This window comes from Fenollaria massiliensis, from assembly GCF_000312505.2.
Lineage (GTDB): Bacteria > Bacillota > Clostridia > Tissierellales > Peptoniphilaceae > Fenollaria > Fenollaria massiliensis.
In genome coordinates, this window is the sequence record NZ_HG326224.1 from 117,666 (window position 1) to 134,936 (window position 17,271).

16 protein-coding genes are annotated in these 17,271 nt (G+C 32.3%); 2 read left to right on the plus strand and 14 right to left on the minus strand.

The features are described from left to right. Window positions 1-57: 57 nt before the first annotated feature. From clpX to ftsE, 14 genes are all read right to left on the minus strand, one after another. On the minus strand, window positions 58-1,311 hold the full coding sequence (gene clpX / locus BN30_RS08575) for an ATP-dependent Clp protease ATP-binding subunit ClpX (protein WP_019213586.1): 1,254 nt from the start codon (window positions 1,309-1,311) through the stop codon (window positions 58-60). A 3-nt stretch (window positions 1,312-1,314) separates the two neighbouring features. Continuing rightward, window positions 1,315-1,896 carry an ATP-dependent Clp endopeptidase proteolytic subunit ClpP gene (clpP, locus tag BN30_RS00595; protein ID WP_019213587.1) on the minus strand — a complete coding sequence of 194 codons (582 nt, stop codon included), beginning with the start codon at window positions 1,894-1,896 and terminating at the stop codon, window positions 1,315-1,317. Window positions 1,897-1,908: 12 nt separating this feature from the next. Further along, window positions 1,909-3,198, minus strand: coding sequence for a trigger factor (tig, locus tag BN30_RS00600; RefSeq protein ID WP_019213588.1), 1,290 nt, complete (start codon window positions 3,196-3,198; stop codon window positions 1,909-1,911). Window positions 3,199-3,322: 124 nt separating this feature from the next. After that, window positions 3,323-3,901 carry a LemA family protein gene (locus BN30_RS00605; protein ID WP_019213589.1) on the minus strand — a complete coding sequence of 193 codons (579 nt, stop codon included), beginning with the start codon at window positions 3,899-3,901 and terminating at the stop codon, window positions 3,323-3,325. A gap of 23 nt (window positions 3,902-3,924) precedes the next feature. After that, window positions 3,925-4,737 (minus strand): TPM domain-containing protein, encoded by an 813-nt coding sequence (locus tag BN30_RS00610; protein WP_019213590.1) that lies wholly within the window; start codon window positions 4,735-4,737, stop codon window positions 3,925-3,927. A 50-nt stretch (window positions 4,738-4,787) separates the two neighbouring features. Next, a complete protein-coding gene (gene uvrA / locus BN30_RS00615) occupies window positions 4,788-7,625 on the minus strand; it encodes an excinuclease ABC subunit UvrA (RefSeq protein WP_019213591.1) in 2,838 nt (945 codons plus the stop codon). Then, window positions 7,615-9,585, minus strand: a complete 1,971-nt coding sequence (gene uvrB / locus BN30_RS00620; protein ID WP_034450078.1) for an excinuclease ABC subunit UvrB — start codon at window positions 9,583-9,585, stop codon at window positions 7,615-7,617. Before uvrB ends, uvrA begins: the two co-directional genes overlap by 11 nt. After that, on the minus strand, window positions 9,582-11,183 hold the full coding sequence (locus BN30_RS00625) for a hypothetical protein (protein ID WP_019213593.1): 1,602 nt from the start codon (window positions 11,181-11,183) through the stop codon (window positions 9,582-9,584). The genes uvrB and BN30_RS00625 overlap by 4 nt, the downstream gene beginning before the upstream one ends. Before the next feature lie 9 nt (window positions 11,184-11,192). After that, complete coding sequence (locus BN30_RS00630) at window positions 11,193-11,453, minus strand: YdbC family protein (RefSeq protein WP_019213594.1); 261 nt, start codon at window positions 11,451-11,453, stop codon at window positions 11,193-11,195. Window positions 11,454-11,463: 10 nt separating this feature from the next. Then, a complete protein-coding gene (locus BN30_RS00635; RefSeq protein WP_019213595.1) occupies window positions 11,464-12,696 on the minus strand; it encodes a S41 family peptidase in 1,233 nt (410 codons plus the stop codon). A gap of 11 nt (window positions 12,697-12,707) precedes the next feature. Beyond that, the gene (locus BN30_RS10520; protein WP_084691346.1) at window positions 12,708-13,199 is read right to left on the minus strand and encodes a M23 family metallopeptidase; all 492 of its coding nucleotides are present in this window, start codon (window positions 13,197-13,199) and stop codon (window positions 12,708-12,710) included. A 1-nt stretch (window position 13,200) separates the two neighbouring features. After that, window positions 13,201-13,827, minus strand: a complete 627-nt coding sequence (locus BN30_RS00645; protein WP_019213596.1) for a coiled-coil domain-containing protein — start codon at window positions 13,825-13,827, stop codon at window positions 13,201-13,203. 8 nt (window positions 13,828-13,835) lie between these two features. After that, window positions 13,836-14,735 carry a permease-like cell division protein FtsX gene (gene ftsX / locus BN30_RS00650; protein ID WP_019213597.1) on the minus strand — a complete coding sequence of 300 codons (900 nt, stop codon included), beginning with the start codon at window positions 14,733-14,735 and terminating at the stop codon, window positions 13,836-13,838. Beyond that, entirely contained in the window at window positions 14,725-15,408 is a 684-nt protein-coding gene (ftsE, locus tag BN30_RS00655; RefSeq protein WP_019213598.1) for a cell division ATP-binding protein FtsE, read from the minus strand. The genes ftsX and ftsE overlap by 11 nt, the downstream gene beginning before the upstream one ends. 95 nt (window positions 15,409-15,503) lie before the next feature. Between ftsE and BN30_RS00660 the strand changes: the two genes are divergently transcribed. Both BN30_RS00660 and BN30_RS00665 read left to right on the plus strand, forming a co-directional pair. Continuing rightward, window positions 15,504-16,079: a 5-formyltetrahydrofolate cyclo-ligase gene (locus tag BN30_RS00660; protein ID WP_019213599.1), complete on the plus strand. Its 576-nt coding sequence runs from the start codon at window positions 15,504-15,506 to the stop codon at window positions 16,077-16,079. After that, window positions 16,076-17,269 (plus strand): coenzyme F420-0:L-glutamate ligase, encoded by a 1,194-nt coding sequence (locus BN30_RS00665; protein ID WP_019213600.1) that lies wholly within the window; start codon window positions 16,076-16,078, stop codon window positions 17,267-17,269. The genes BN30_RS00660 and BN30_RS00665 overlap by 4 nt, the downstream gene beginning before the upstream one ends. Window positions 17,270-17,271 lie beyond the last annotated feature (2 nt).

Here is a 17,271-nt window from a genome sequence, read left to right on the forward strand (position 1 = left end):
AGGCCGAAACAATTATGTCCGGCCTTATTAAGCTTCTAAATAAGCAGTCTGCTTTATCTATGAAACAATTTTTTCTTCTTTTCCTTTACCCTCGCTTGGATAAGTTAATTTTTTCTTTCCATCTATAATAGAAGCATCAATTTTTAAAGTTCCATTGTACTTTTTAGATGGAAGTTCATACATTATATCAAGCATTACTTTTTCGATAATGCTCCTTAGTCCTCTTGCACCAGTCTTCATTTCAATAGCTTTTTGAGCTATCCTTCTAACTGCATCGTCAGTGAATTCAAGCTCAGCGCCGTCCATCCTTATAAGCTCTTGATATTGCTTGATAAGAGCGTTCTTTGGCTCCCTAAGTATCTTAACCAAATCATCTTCTTTAAGCTCATTAAGTGAGACAGTTACAGGAAGTCTACCAATAAGCTCTGGAATTAGACCAAATTTCATTAAATCTTCGCTTTCAACATGTTTTAAAGCTTCAGATTTTTGTTTTGATTTGTCAAAAATTTCTGATCCAAAACCGTAAGATTTTTTATTGGTTCTCTTGGCTATGATATCGTCAAGACCTTGGAAGGCTCCTCCAACTATAAATAGTATATTGCTTGTATCAACTTGAATAAACTCTTCTTGAGGATGCTTTCTTCCGCCTTGTGGTGGAACATTGGCAATAGTTCCCTCTAAAATTTTTAGAAGTGCTTGTTGAACGCCTTCACCACTAACATCTCTTGTAATGGAAACGTTTTCGCTTTTCTTAGCAATCTTATCAATCTCATCAACATAGATAATACCTCTTTCAGCTCTATCTATATCATAATTTGCGTTTTGAATAAGCTTAAGTATGATGTTTTCAACATCTTCTCCAACGTATCCTGCTTCAGTAAGAGTAGTTGCATCACATATAGCGAATGGAACGTTAAGTATTCTTGCTAATGTCTCAGCAAGAAGTGTTTTACCGCTTCCTGTTGGACCAAGTAGTAGTATATTACTTTTCTTTATCTCTACATCTTTATCTACAGTATCCTTTGTGATTCTCTTGTAATGATTATAAACAGCAACGGATAAAGTCTTTTTAGCGTCATCTTGTCCAATAACATAATCATCCAAAGACTTTTTTATCTCCATTGGTGTTGGTAAAACCATATCTTCAAAATCAAAAGTATCTTCATTTAATAAGTGATCTTCTTCCAAAATATCCATGCAAACGTTTATACATTCATCACAGATATATACATTTGGTCCAGAAATTAATCTTTTGACTTCATTTTGAGTCTTACCACAAAAGGAACATCTTATTTCATCATATTTAGACATCTATTAATGTTTCTCCATAACTTTATCTATTAGACCGTACTTAACAGCTTCCTCAGCATTTAAGTAATAGTCTCTGTCAGTATCTCTGTTGATAATATCAATATCTTGACCAGTTTTTTCTGACAATATCTTATTAATTCTCTTTCTTATTTCAAGAATCTTTTCAGCTTGAATACGAATATCTTCAGCTTGTCCTTGTGTTCCACCAAGTGGCTGATGAATCATAATATCAGCGTTTGGTAAGGCATATCTCTTGCCTTTAGCGCCTGCTGCTAATAAGAAGGCACCCATTGACGCAGCTAAGCCAACGCATATAGTTGATACATCGGGTTTTATATATTGCATTGTATCATATATGGCAAAGCCAGCTGATACTGAGCCTCCTGGTGAATTTATATAGATTTGTATATCTTTATCAGGGTCTTCTGCTTCAAGGAATAATAGCTGAGCAACTATAAGGTCAGCCATCTCATTGTGTATTTCGCCTGACAAGAAAATAATTCTTTCTTTTAAAAGCCTTGAGTAGATATCATATGACCTTTCTCCTCTGGAACTTTGTTCTACAACCATAGGAATTAATGCCATTTTATCACCTCATTAAATATATTTTACTTTTTTCTTTATATCGTCTATTGATTTTGAGTTTAATATGCCTCTATCTAAAAATTCTAAAGAGCCTTCGCTCATTGATTTTTTAAATTCTTCTTTGTCTTCAGCTTTGTACATTTCTGCTAATTTATCCAATTCTTTGTCATAATCTCTCTTAGTGGCTTTTATCTTATTGTCTTTTGCATATTTTTCAAGTATTAAACCAAGTTTAACTCTCTTTTCAGCTGGCTCTTTGAATGTTTCTTTAATCTCGTCATCTGTCTTGCCAGTATATTTCTTGTAATCATCGTAGTTAAGTCCTTGAGCTTGTAATCTGTATTGGAAATTTCTAAGCTCATTTTCAACTTCATCTTCAATCATTCTGTTTGGAACGTCAAATTTTGTTTCTTCGATAACTTTATCTAGAACCTTGTTTTCTCTTTGAGTATCAACCATTTCATTGAATTGAGCTTTTAATTTCTTTCTAAGGTCAGCTTTGAATTCTTTTAATGTATCAAATTCAGAAACGTCTGAAGCAAAGTTATCATCAAGTTCAGGTAATTCTTTAACCTTGATTTCATTTATCTTGCAAATAAACTTAGCGTCTTTGCCTTTTAAATCTTCAGCATGGTATTCTTCAGGGAATTTAACATTTACATCAAATTCTTCGCCTATAGCTCTATCAATTAATTGATCTTCAAATCCTGGAATAAATGAGTTAGAACCAATTTCTAGTTCGTAATCCTTAGCTTCTCCGCCTTGGAATGCTTCATTATTAACATATCCTTTGAAATCAAGTTTAACAATATCGCCTTTTTTAGTTTTTCTATCTTCAACGATAGTGTATCTAGCATTTTCATTTCTTAATCTTTCGATTTCATTTGTTACTACTTCTTTATCGAATTCTTCTTTAACGTCTTCAACTTCCATTTCTTCAAAGTTCGGTAATTCAAACTCAGGAACTACTTCTACTTCAAAAGTAAAGTTGATTTTTTCATTTTCTTTAAAGTCTTTTACATCAACATCTGGTTGATCAACAACTTTTAAATCAAGTTCTTCTAATGCCTTTGGATAGATTTCTTGCAAGCAAATGTTTATAGCTTCATCATAAAATACTTGAACACCATAGTTTTGTTCAATAATCATCTTAGGCACTTTGCCTTTTCTAAATCCAGGAATATTGAATTTAGATCTCATCTTCTTATAAGCCTCGTCTATCTTAGGCTCAAATTCTTTCCAATCTACGTCTACATTGAAGTAAACTTTATTTTTTTCTTTTTTGTCAAAATTAACTTTCACTTAATTCACTCCTTAAAATTACTTATGTTGTTATTATATCACTAAAATCACTATAAGTAAATAAATATTTTACATAATACACAAGAAAAAGCCAAACGCGATTAAAGTTTGACTTTTAATTAAATTATTTACCAAAATCAACGCTTGGTGCGTTCTCTGCTCCTGCTTGAGCTTCAAATGTTTTAAATTTATCAAAGCCTAGCATCGATGCAAAGATATTGTTAGGGAAAGTCCTAACTGATTTATTAAACTCAGTTGCTTCGTTATTAAAGTCACGTCTTGCAACTGCTATCCTGTTTTCAGTTCCTGCTAATTCATCTTGTAAGCTTAAGAAATTTTCATTAGCTTTTAAATCTGGATAATTTTCTACAACTATGTTAATGTTTTTAGCAAGTTCTGTATCTAGCTTTTCATAATCTTCAGGTGTTTTTGCATCTGTGTATCCGCTTCTAAGCTTAGCAATGTTTTCAAGTGTTTCTTCTTCATGCTTTGCATAACCCTTTACTGTTTCAACTAAGTTTGGTATAAGGTCTGCTCTTCTTTGATATTGAGTTTGAACTTCTGCCCAAGTTTTGTTAACATCTTCTTGTTTTCTAACTAAGCCATTGTACTTAGATGCTACCAAACCACCTAATGCAATTACTATTCCTAGTATAATTAAAAGTGGTGAAAATCTACCTCTTCTTTGTCTTTTTTCTTCCATAATTATTCTCCTTTATCTAAATTTTACCAAGATCCAGATGCTCCGCCACCGCCAGATGATCCGCCGCCAAAGCTGCCACCACCTGATCCGCCGAAGCCACCAAATCCGCCTGAACCACCAGAGCCTCCGAAGAAGCCGCCGAATGGATCATCATCATCGAAAAATATATTTCTGCGTCCTCGTCTATACATTCTTCCTCTTCTGCCATGTAAGTATCTATATCTATTAAGTCTAGATGAGAGTATTAAAAAAATAAAAATTATTAGTATTATCATAGGTAGGCTTATTGAAAAATCATCTTCAAGACCTAATTCATTAGGATCTATATCCTGAATCTTTACGTTATATTCTTCGCCAATGTAATAAATAATACTATCAAAAGCATCTCTGATGCCCTTGTCATATTCTTTTGCTTGAAAATTTGGTCTAATTACATTTCTTATAATTCTTCCTGCTTTAGCATCATTAATCGCGCCTTCTAGTCCATAACCAACTTCTATCCTTATTTTTCTATCATTTAAACTAATTACAAGAAGTACTCCGTTGTTCTTTTTCTTATCACCTACACCCCATTCTCTAAAAACTTTATTAGAAAATGATTCTATGTCTTTGCCACCTAAGTCCTTAACAGTTAGTACAGCGACCTGGCTGCCATAATCTTTCATCTTTCTATTAGTTTCATTTATATAGCTAATAGTTTCCTGTGAAATAACATTCGCTTCGTCTAAGACAAAGCCATTGTCAGGTTTAGACATAGCTTTCGCATTGAAAACTCCTAAGAAAAGTATTTGAACTATAAATATTATTATAAATTTTTTAAGAAAGCTCTTTTTCATACTTACCTCCGTATATAAAATATACCCGAAACGTCTTGCTTTTAATCTAATTAAAGCTTTCCTTCTTTTTCAAATATTTCTTTCAAAAATTTTCCTGTGTAAGAATTTTTATTTTTAGCTACTTCAATTGGTGTTCCAGTGGCAACGATGGTTCCACCCATGTCGCCGCCTTCTGGTCCAAGGTCTATGATGTAGTCTGATTGCTTTATAACATCAAGATTATGTTCAATTACTAAAACCGAATTATTTTGATCAACAAGTGTATTTAATACCTTTATAAGTTTAGAAACGTCATGTGAGTGAAGTCCTGTAGTTGGTTCGTCAAGTATATATATAGTTCTGCCAGTTGATTTTTTAGAAAGTTCAGTTGCAAGTTTAACTCTTTGTGCTTCACCGCCTGATAATTCTGTTGAGCTTTGACCTATCTTTATATATCCAAGGCCCACATCATAAAGCGTTTGCAATTTTTTTGCTATACGCGGTTGATTCTCAAAAAACTTTAATCCTTCCTCAACTGTCATATCAAGTACATCGGCTATAGTTTTATCTTTAAACTTAACTTCAAGCGTCTCTCTATTATATCTTTTACCTTTACATACCTCGCATGGCACATAAACATCAGGTAAGAAGTGCATTTCAACCTTTAATATACCATCGCCTTTGCATGCCTCGCAGCGACCACCCTTAACGTTAAAAGAAAATCTTCCCTTTTGGTAGCCTCTCATCTTTGCTTCTTGCGTCATGGCAAAGACATCTCTGATAAGATCAAAAGTGCCAGTATATGTCGCCGGATTTGATCTTGGCGTTCTGCCTATTGGGCTTTGGTCAATAACTACGACCTTATCAATATTTTCAATGCCTTCAACAGCTTTTCTCTTGCCAGGTTTGTATTTTGATTTATTAATCTTTTGTGCTAGTGATTTATAAATAATTTCATTAACAAGTGTTGATTTGCCCGATCCTGAAACGCCTGTTACTGTTACAAACTCGCTCAAAGGCACTTCTACATCTATGTTTTTAAGATTATTCTCACTTGCACCTATTACTTTCAAAACATTATCTTTATCAGTCTTTCTATACTCATCCTTTAGAGGAATTTTCTTTCTTCCAGACAAATAATCACCTGTGATAGACTTTTTACATTTCATTACCTTATTGATATTACCTTGAACAACGAGATGACCACCATGTATACCTGCTCCTGGACCAATATCTATGATTTCGTCACAATGGTGCATGATTTCTTCGTCATGCTCTACTACAAGTAAAGTATTACCTGCATCAGTTAGCTCTCTAAGAGCTTGTATCAGCTTTAAATTGTCTCTTTGATGTAAACCTATGGATGGCTCATCTAAAACGTATATAACGCCAACTAGCGCTGAGCCTATCTGTGTAGCCAGTCTAATTCTCTGTGCCTCACCACCTGATAACGTTTTTGCCATTCTTGATAAATTTAAATAATCAAGTCCTACAGTTATTAAGAAAGATAATCTCTTTTTTATCTCTATTAAAATTTGTTCAGCAATTTTTTCTTCTGTTTTATTTAGTTTTAAATTATTTATATATTCAAGCTCATCTTTTATACTTAATTGAGTAAATTCATAAATATTTAAATCGCCCACTCTAACAGCAAGTGCTTCTTTTTTAAGTCTTGCACCGTGACATTCAGGGCATTCAATCTCTTCTACATACTCCTCAGTATTATCTCTAATTGCTTGAGACATAGAATTTGTAAGTCTATCCATCATCACAGATAAAACTCCTGGCCATTTTTTGTTAAATTCCTTAGAAGTCTTAGTAAATAGTGAATTATATTTAAATCTTACATTGTAATCAGTACCATTTAGTATATCGTCTATCATCTTCTTAGGTGCCTTATTAAATGGCTCGTCCTCTTTAAAATCATATTTATCTAAAATAAATTTAAATATTTTATAATAATAAGTGCCCTTCTTTGAATTTTTAAATGGTTCTATAACCCCTTCTTCAAGTGAAAGTGAATAGTCTGGTATAACTAAGTCCTTGTCAATACTTCTAAAATATCCTAGACCGTTACATCTCTCGCACATACCAAAGGGACTGTTGAATGAAAATAATCTTGTAGATAGCTCATCGAATGATAAGCCGCAGTCAATACAAGCATACTTTGTTGAATAAGATTTTTCATATAAATCTAAATAATTTATCTTAACAAGTCCATTAGAATAATGTACTGCAGTCTCAAGCGAGCCTGTAAGTCTCGATAAAATACCATCTTTAATTACAAGTCTGTCTATAACTATGTCTATATCATGTTTCTTATTCTTGTCAATCTCAACTTTATCGCCAATCTCATGCATTTCACCATCTAAGATATATCTAACAAAACCATCTTTTTGAATTTGCTCAAGAACTTTTTTGTGCTGACCCTTTTGTCCTCTAACGATTGGCGCTAAAACATAAATCTTTTGTCCTTCTTTATGGCTCATAATAATGTCAGCAATTTGATCAATTGTTTGTGATGTAATCTTTTTGCCACAGCTTGGGCAATATATTTGGCCAATTCTAGCATATAAAAGTCTTAGGTAATCATAAACTTCTGTAACTGTTCCTACAGTTGATCTTGGATTGTTACTAGTAGTTTTTTGGTCTATTGATATAGATGGACTAAGTCCGCTTATAAACTCAACATTTGGCTTTGTAGTATTGCCTAAAAACATTCTAGCATAACTAGAAAGGCTCTCTACATATCTTCTTTGACCTTCAGCGTATATTGTATCAAAGGCAAGTGATGACTTACCTGAGCCAGAAAGTCCAGTTATAACCACAAATTTATTTCTTGGTATATCAATATCTAAGTTTTTTAAATTGTTTTCATTGGCACCTCTAATAACTATTTTATTCTCCAATGAATAACTCCTCCTTCTTCAATTCTTCAATCATATCTCTATATTTAGCAGCTTCTTCGAAATTTAAATCCTTAGCTGCCTTATTCATCTTCGTCTTAAGTTTCTTTATCTTATCTTGAACGCCTTTGGCGCTATAAGTATATTTTTCGCCCTCATCCATCGCTTTAGTTACTTCAATAACATCTCTAATGGATTTTTTAATAGTCATAGGCGTTATATTATTATCTTCATTGTATTTCATCTGTATCTTTCTTCTTCTAGATGTTTCATTAATAGCATTCTCCATAGACTTAGTTATAGTATCAGCATACATAATAACTAATCCGTTTGAGTTTCTCGCAGTTCTTCCTGCAGTTTGAACTAAAGACGTTTCACTACGTAGGAAGCCTTCTTTGTCAGCGTCAAGTATAGCTACTAAAGATACTTCTGGCAAATCCAGTCCTTCTCTAAGAAGGTTTATTCCGACTAAGCAGTCAAATTTTTTCTCCCTTAAATCCTTTATAATCTGCATTCTATCTATCGCTGTGACATCTGAGTGCATATAAGTAACATTGATTCCTAATTGATCAAGATACTTAGTTAAGTCCTCAGCCATCTTCTTAGTAAGTGTTGTGATTAAAACTCTTTCATCTTTTTTAGCTCTAATTCTAATTTCTTTTATTAAATCATCAATTTGACCCTTAGTTGGCCTTACTTCTATAAGTGGATCAAGTAATCCAGTTGGCCTAATAACTTGTTCTACTGTATTTTTAGACCTCTCTAGCTCATATTGAGCAGGCGTTGCGCTGACATATATAACCTGATTCATCATAGATTCAAACTCAGCGAATTTAAGAGGTCTATTGTCAAGTGCGCTCGGTAGTCTAAATCCATAATCAACTAGAGAAGTTTTTCTTGATCTATCTCCCTCGTACATCGCTCTTATTTGCAGCACACTTACATGTGACTCATCTATAAAAGTTATAAAATCCTTTGGAAAGTAGTCTATCAAAGTATATGGCCTTGATCCGGGCTTTCTTTGTGATAAGTGTCTTGAATAATTTTCTATGCCTGAGCAAAAACCAATTTCATTGAGCATTTCCAAATCATAATTAGTTCTCTCTTTTAACCTTTGTTCCTCAACCAATTTGCCGTGCTCATGAAGCCACTTAAGTCTATCATCTAGCTCAAGCTTAATGCTTTCAATAGCTTTTTTAACTTTATCATCTGTTGTCGCATAGTGAGACGCTGGGAATATTGATACATGCACTCTAGTGCCAATAATTTCTCCAGTTAATGAATCTATTTCAAGAATTTTGTCAATCTCATCGCCAAAGAACTCAATTCTAAATGCATTAGTCTTTTCTGATGCTGGGAATATATCAAGTATATCTCCCCTAACTCTAAATGTACCTCTGATAAAATTTATGTCATTTCTAACGTATTGTATACTAATTAATTTTTTAATTACATCATCTCTAGAAATTTGCATCTCAGGTCTGAGTGATACCATCAGCTTCTCATAATCAATAGGATCACCAAGACCATATATACATGAAACGGACGCAACAATGATTACATCTTTTCTTTCAAATAAAGCGGCTGTTGCAGAGTGTCTTAACTCATCTATATCATCATTGATCTGACTATCCTTAGCGATATAGGTGTCAGTTGCTGCTACATAAGCCTCTGGTTGATAATAATCATAGTAACTTATAAAGAACTCGACTGAGTTATCAGGAAAAAACTCTTTAAACTCACTGTATAACTGATATGCAAGAGTCTTATTATGTGCAATGACTAAAGCTGGTCTTTGTGTTTCTTTAATTATATTTGCCATAGTAAAAGTTTTGCCAGAGCCTGTTACGCCCAGCAAAACTTGATCCTTATATCCTTTTTTTATTCCATCAGACAGTGACTCTATCGCTTTTGGTTGATCACCAGTAGGAGTATATTCTGATTTTAGATTGAATTTCACTATATATCACCCTTGCTAATATCTATCTCATAAATTATCCTCTTTGTATAGTTCTTGTCTATAACCTTAGTGCTCTTAAATAATTTCTTTAAATCATTTGTTAAATATAAATTTAAATTGTCCACGTTTTCAAAAAGGACTTCCTCTTTAAAATTATTATCCAATTTGTGCAATATTAAATCATAAGACTCGTGATTTATATCTTTTTTTGCTAAAATATAGTCATCATTAATTTTTTTAATGTATGAATAATCACCTTTAATTATCATCTTGTAAAATCTTTCGCTTAAATTATAAGTATATAGGCTTATGCCTTCAACTTTATTATCACTTCTATAAACAAAAGAATTATCATCAGCGTAATAATAATTTTCTACCTCATCAATGAAGTCATAATCCTCAAAATCTTTAGTGATGTATAGCATTTGATTTACATCATACTTTGATAAATATACATAATAACCGTTGATGTACGAAGCTTTTATGATATTATCTTCAGCACTAAACAATTCTAGATAATTATCGTCATTAATATCAAAGTCATATAGCTTTGTTATATTTGCTTCAGCTTTGCTAATAACTAATAAAGAACTCTCGCTCTTAAAGCTTGCATCTATAACATTTACATCGTTTTTATATTCAATAAACTTATATTCATCTTTGCTAGCAAAATAAACTACACTACGTAAATCTGATGAAGTATCTTTATAATTTATAATTATGTCGTCGTTCTTATTATTTTTGTAAATAGATTTGATTGAACCATCAAAAGATAAAATTTTCTTAGATTTTTGCTTTTTAGTGCTATAGATATATATATTATTTGTCTCGTTAGATTTTTTGTTGTAATAAATAGCCTTTTCTGTGTTAAGCGCGAAAATATTGCCATTGCCAATAAATTTTGATATATCGTCTTCATTTATAGCTAGTACTTTACCTTCATTGGCATCAAAATCTATGCTAATATTTTTTATTGGATGCTCATAATCACTCTTATCATAGACAAACTTATACTTTATTTGCCAAATAGGTTTATCTATATAAACTAATTCCGCTGAATCTGGTAGGTTCGTAATTAAATTATACTTTTGCTTAACAAAATTTATTGCATTATCCTTAGTGTATTTTATATCTATAGTTTTAATATTTTCTTTGTCAATAACAAAGTCATCCGCTTCAATGTCTTGTGGAAGCTTTTTAAGAAGTTTAATGCTTATATATGGCGCACAAACATTCTTAGAGCTTTTCTTAGAAGAAAGCGTAATATGAAACTTACCTTTTTTGTAAATAAGAGAGGAAACCTCTATATCATCAGTTAAGCATGGCTTAATTACCATGCTTAATAATGAAGTATCGTTTTTATCAATTTCAACCCTGTCATTTTGCACATCAATTTCTTTTAAATAATTGATTTTTCTAAGTACAAAAGCAAGCTCTTTATTTTCACTTAATTCAATCTCTTCTCCTTCTTCTATAGGAGAATCAATGTCATCAAAGCTATAGCTCTTGTCGTTGTCCTTGATAAATAGTGGACCATTTGAACAAGCGCTTAATAAAATTATTGAGATAAATATAATTAATAAAGATATATTTTTTCTCATCTAATTAATTTATATTTCTTCGTCTTCGCTAGACTCATCATCTGAGCCTAAGTCTATATCATTTAATAAATCTCTTAATTTTCTTGCTTCAGCGTGTGTTAGCGATATACCCTTTCCCATCCTGCTGTGATCTTCTTTCCAGTTTCTTATGTCAACTTTGCCGTCAGCACCGTTCCATGAAATAACATTCACTTCTTTAACCATGCCTCTGCCATTATTAGAAAATTCTCCTAATTGTTCTAGTATTTCGTATTCAAAATCTTTTGCCATTTTAACTCTCCTATTTATTTAATATTTCTATAGCTTTTTGTATTTGATTATCTTTTGCAAGATTATCTATAGATATAGTTTTTACTTCTTTATTTAATTCTACTTTAATATCTGGGGCTATGCCCTTGCCATGTATATTAACTCCACTTGGTGTGTAATATGCACTTGTTGTTAGCTTTAAGCCTTCTCCATCCGGCATATTGAAAACTGTTTGAACTATGCCTTTACCAAATGTTTGCGTACCGATTATAGTAGCTCTCTTTCTGTCTTTAAGTGCCCCAGCAACTATTTCTGAAGCTGATGCAGAGCCTTTGTTGACAAGAACAGCTATCTTGATATCATCTGCGCCCTTAGTTGCGTTTATTGTTTCCTTGTTGTTTTGCTTATCAAGTGTGTACATTATTAGTCCACCATCAAGAAAAGTGTTAACTACTTGTGTTGATGTTGTTAATAGTCCTCCTGGATTATTTCTTAAATCAAGTATAAGTTTTTTCATGCCTTGTTTTTTAAGCTCTTTGTATTGCTTGTCAAAATCATTATATGTTGGTGTATCAAAACCTGATATACTTATATAGCCAATATTATCTTTTAAAAGCTTTGATGAGACAGTTTGTACTTTTATAATCTCTCTGACTATTTCAAAGTCAATAAATTTAGCTTTGCCATTCTCATCTCTTCTAAGTACTGTTATTTTAACCTTTTCGCCAGGTTTCCCTCTCATAATCTTAACAGCATCATCCATCTTATCAGCAGTAAAATCTTTTCCATTAATCTTTATAATCTTATCATCAGTTTTTAATCCTGCTCTATCTGCTGGAGTGCCTTTCATTGGAGCAACAACTGTGATTAAGTTGTCATCTATGGATCCGCTGACGTATATGCCAAGTCCAGCAAACTCTCCATCAGTCTCTTCGTTGAATTTTTTGTATTCATCTTCAGTCATATAGTATGAGTATGGATCTTTTAAGCTATTTACAGCTCCTTTTAGCATACCTATAAGAACGTCGTAATCATCAGCTTTCTTATAGTAGTTTTTATCTATCATACGCTTTACTTCATTTATTCTTTCTAATACGTATTCATCATTAATTTTTTTACTTGACTTCTCATTATCATCTTTTTTTGCAATAATCTTCTTATCAGCAAGTTTTTGGCTAGAATTACCAAGGTTATATGAAATAACATTGCTAGTTAAAAATAATGCTAAGACCAATATCGTTATTAGTATCTTTTTTAATTTCATTGTATCCTCCATTATTTAACCCAATTAATAGGGTTTGTGAAATTACCGTTCTTTCTTACTTCAAAGTGCAAGTGCGCTCCTGTTGAAAATCCAGTTGATCCAACTTTTGCTATCGCTTGACCCTTAGTAACTTTTGCTCCTTTGCTTTTTAAAAGTCTTGAGCAATGCGCATAACCTGTAACTATCTTTCCACCGTGGTCAACTAAGATTAAGTTACCATATCCACCATACTTGCCAGCGAAGATAACCGTACCGCTTGCTGCAGCAACAATATTTGTTCCAGTAGGTGCAGGTATATCTATACCCGAGTGTAATCTTCTTATATTAAGTATAGGATGTGTTCTATAGCCATAGCCAGAACTGATTCTTGTATAACCTGGTAGTGGCCAGCCAAGTTTACCTCCTACAAATTTCTTAGTACTTGATTGAAGTTTAAGTATTTGTGCACTAAGATTTCTAGAATCTCTTTCTAATTTTGCAAGACTCTTCTTGGCTTTTTCTATATCATTTTTTTAATATAGTAAATTGTTTTTCTTGTTCTATCTTTAATTTTGAAACTTCATCTTTTTGACTTGATAGTTTATTTTTATTTTGAACTTGAGTCGTTTTTAGATTTTCTAATGTAGTTTTTATCTTGACAATGTTGTCAACTTCGCCTTCTATGCTCTCTATAAGCTTCTTATCCCTCTTAGCCATCTTTTGAACCATGTTTTTCTTGGACAAATAATCATCTAAAGATTTTGATGAAAGAAGTACTGTAACATAGTTATCGTCACTGTTCATATACATGCTTCTAAGTCTTTTTCTGAATAAAGAATCATTTTCTTTTAATCTTTCTTTAGCATCTTCAAGCTCAGAACTTTTTTGAGCTATCTTTTTGTCGGTATCAATTATGGCAGTATTAAGATTAACAATGCTAGTATTAAGTATTGATATATTGTTACCATATTTTAATATGGTGTTATATACGCTTGTAGACTCTTTTTGTTTTATATTAATCTCAGTTTTAGTATCTTTTATCTTCTTGTCAATATTTTTCTTTTTGTTCTTTAGCTTTCCTGCTGCAAAAACACTTTGAAAGCTTAGAATTATGATCAATAAAACAATAATAAATCTCTTTCTATTAAACAAAAAATCACCTATACTTTCAATAACTTCTTCAATGAACCAATGCTGCCAAGCATACCAATACCTACAGCTAATGTAATAAATATTATGCTGAAGTCATCTAATATACTCTCTGGACTTACAATTGCCTCGTTAAGTAGGCTGCTATTTGAAACTACAATGTATTCGTAGATGTATGAGTAGCCAAATTTCACTACCATTATAGCTAGTACAGCTGCAATAAGGCCAATCAATATACCTTCAAAAACATAAGGGCCTGTAATGTAGCTATTTGTAGCCCCAACATATTTCATTATCTCAATTTCTTTCTTTCTTGAACTAATTGATAATTTTATAGTATTTGATATTAAAAATATTGATATAAATATCAAAGCTACAATCAAACCAAAGCCACCTATTTGCATATACTTAGATATTTTAAGTAGATGAACTACTTCCTCAGATAAGAATCTTACATCCTCAACACCTGGTATGAGCTTTATATTAGCTGCAACATCGTTTATCTTTTCTATATCTTCAACGTTAACTTTAAAAGCATTTGGAAGCGGATTATCTTCTTTGTATTCCTCCAATAAATAGCTTTTGTTCTCCCATTGTTCAAACATACTTTCAAGGCCTTCATCTTTTGATATAAATTTTACGTTTTTTACCCCGTCTATATCCTTAATCTTGCCTTCAAGTTCCTTAATTCCCGCATCATCAACGCCATCTAGTAAGAATACCTTAACTTCATTTATCTTTTCTTTAGTATCGCCAACAACTTTATTTACACTTAAAACTATTATTAATACAGTTGAAAGTATTAATAAAACCGACAATATTGATATTATCGATGCAAAAGCCATGCTAAAGTGTCTTGCTATCCCTTTAAAACCATCTTTTATAATATTTATCAATTCTCTAGATTTCACAGTAATACCCACCTTCATACATATCACTAACAACGCTTCCGTGGTTTAAAGTGATTACTCTTTTCTTCATCTCGTCAACTATGTTTTTAGCATGTGTCGCCATGACTATGGGTGTGCCTCTATTGTTAATGTCTTGCAATAGATTCATTATCTCCCATGCAGTATCTGAGTCAAGGTTACCTGTTGGTTCATCTGCGATGATAACATCAGGTTTATTAACCAAGGCTCTAGCAATGGCTGTCCTTTGGCACTCTCCACCAGATAACTGATGAGGGTAAGATTTTGCTTTATCACTTAAGCCAACCATGCTTAGTATAATTGGCACACTTCTTCTAATCTCTCTAGGTTTCTTGCCAATGATTTCCATAGCAAATGAAACGTTCTCATAAACAGTTTTATTAGGCAAAAGTCTAAAATCTTGAAAAACAACGCCTATATATCTTCTGATATAAGGTATCTTTCTATTGCTAACATCTGTAATATCTTCGTTATTTAAATATATCTTGCCGCTTGTGGGCCTAATCTCTTTTAATATTAATTTAGTTAAAGTTGACTTACCTGCTCCAGATGGTCCTATTAAAAATACAAACTCACCCGGTTTTATATGTAAGTTTATATCGTTTAGAGCAAGGACTTCACCATACTTTTTACTAACGTTTTCTAATCTAATCAAAAAAATAACACCTCTTGTCATTTATATTCATTTTGTGGTAAAATATACATATATATTATAATACAAAACAGATAAAAAATAAAGGGGGAATTTCTTTGAATAAGAAAACACTAAGATCTCAGCTCTTAGAGATAAGAAACAATATCTCCGAAACAGATAGAATTAATAAATCAAAGATAATTATTGATAAATTGATGGCGACTCATGAATATAAAAACGCTACTAATATCATGGCTTTCGCAAGCTTTGGCACTGAAGTTAATACTCATGACTTTATAAAGACAGCGCTTAGTAGCGGCAAGAGAATTATCTTACCTATTTCAATAAAAGAAGATAGAAGCCTTTTTTTACAAGAAATTACAAATTTTGATGAATTAAAACCATCGACTTATGGTATACTAGAACCGGAGAAGAAAGAAAATTTCGATAGAAAAAAACTCGACTTAGTTATAGTTCCTGGTGTTGCCTTTGATCACAGAGGCTTTAGGATGGGCTATGGCGGCGGTTACTACGACAGATTCCTAGCTTCTCTTGATAAAAGAACTAAGATCGTTGCTATAAATTTTGAAGAGCTTTATGTATATAGAGTTGTTATTAGTAGATTCGATATGAAGGTTCCTGTTCTTATAACAGATAGAAAAATTAGAAATTTCCAAAGGAGAGTATTATGAAAAGATATATTGGTACAAATGTAATGGGTTTAAGATGCCCTATAATTACAGCAGAAGATAATATTGTAGACATCGCTGTAGATACTATATTAAAAGCTAGTGAGGCTGGAAACTTTAAAATCGATGATAGAGATGTTGTTGGTTTAACTGAATCTATAGTTGCTAAGTCAATGAATAACTTTGCCACAATTGATGATATAACTAATGATGTTAAAAATAAATTTAACTGTGATGAAGTTGCTCTAATTCACCCTATTATGAGCAGAAATAGATTTGCAATTTGCCTAAAAGGTATTGCTAGAGCTTTTAAAAAAGTATATGTTTTATTAAGCTACCCTCACGATGAGGTTGGTAACCACCTTTGTGACCCAGATGAGCTTGATAACTTTGACATCAATCCTTATGGAGAAATAATCGAAGAAAAAGAGTTTAAAAAATGCTTTCCTGATACTAGACATATATTTACAAAAGTTGACTACATTGAATATTACAAAGAACTTATTGAAGAAGCTGGTGCAGAAGCAGTTATGCTCTTCGGAAATAATGAAAGAAATGTACTAAAATATACTAAAAATATCTTAGTTTGTAGCATACACACTCGCATTAGAACTAAAGAAAAACTTAAAAATGCTGGTGCTGAAAAGATTTTCTGTCTATCAGAAATTTTGAATGCTCCTGTCAATGGATCTGGATATAATGAAAAATATGGTCTACTTGGTTCAAACAAATCTACTGAAAACAAAATAAAGCTGTTTCCAAGGGATTGTGACAATGTCGTATATGCTATACAAGAAAAAATTAAAGAAAAAACTGGCAAAAAGATTGAAGTTCTTGTTTATGGCGATGGTGCATTCAAAGATCCTATCGGCAAAATCTGGGAACTGGCAGACCCTGTTGTATCCCCTGCCTTTACTGATGGCTTAAAAGGTACACCAAACGAATTAAAACTTAAGTACATCGCTGACAATAGTTTTGCTGGACTTAAAGGCGAAAAGCTAGAAGAAGCTATAAAAGAAAAAATTCATAATAAAGGAAATAACTTAGTTGGTTCAATGGAATCACAAGGAACAACACCAAGACAATTAACAGACCTTATTGGCTCACTATGTGATTTAACAAGCGGTAGTGGTGATAAAGGCACGCCTATTGTATATATAAAGGGTTACTTTGATAATTTCTCAGAAGAATAATA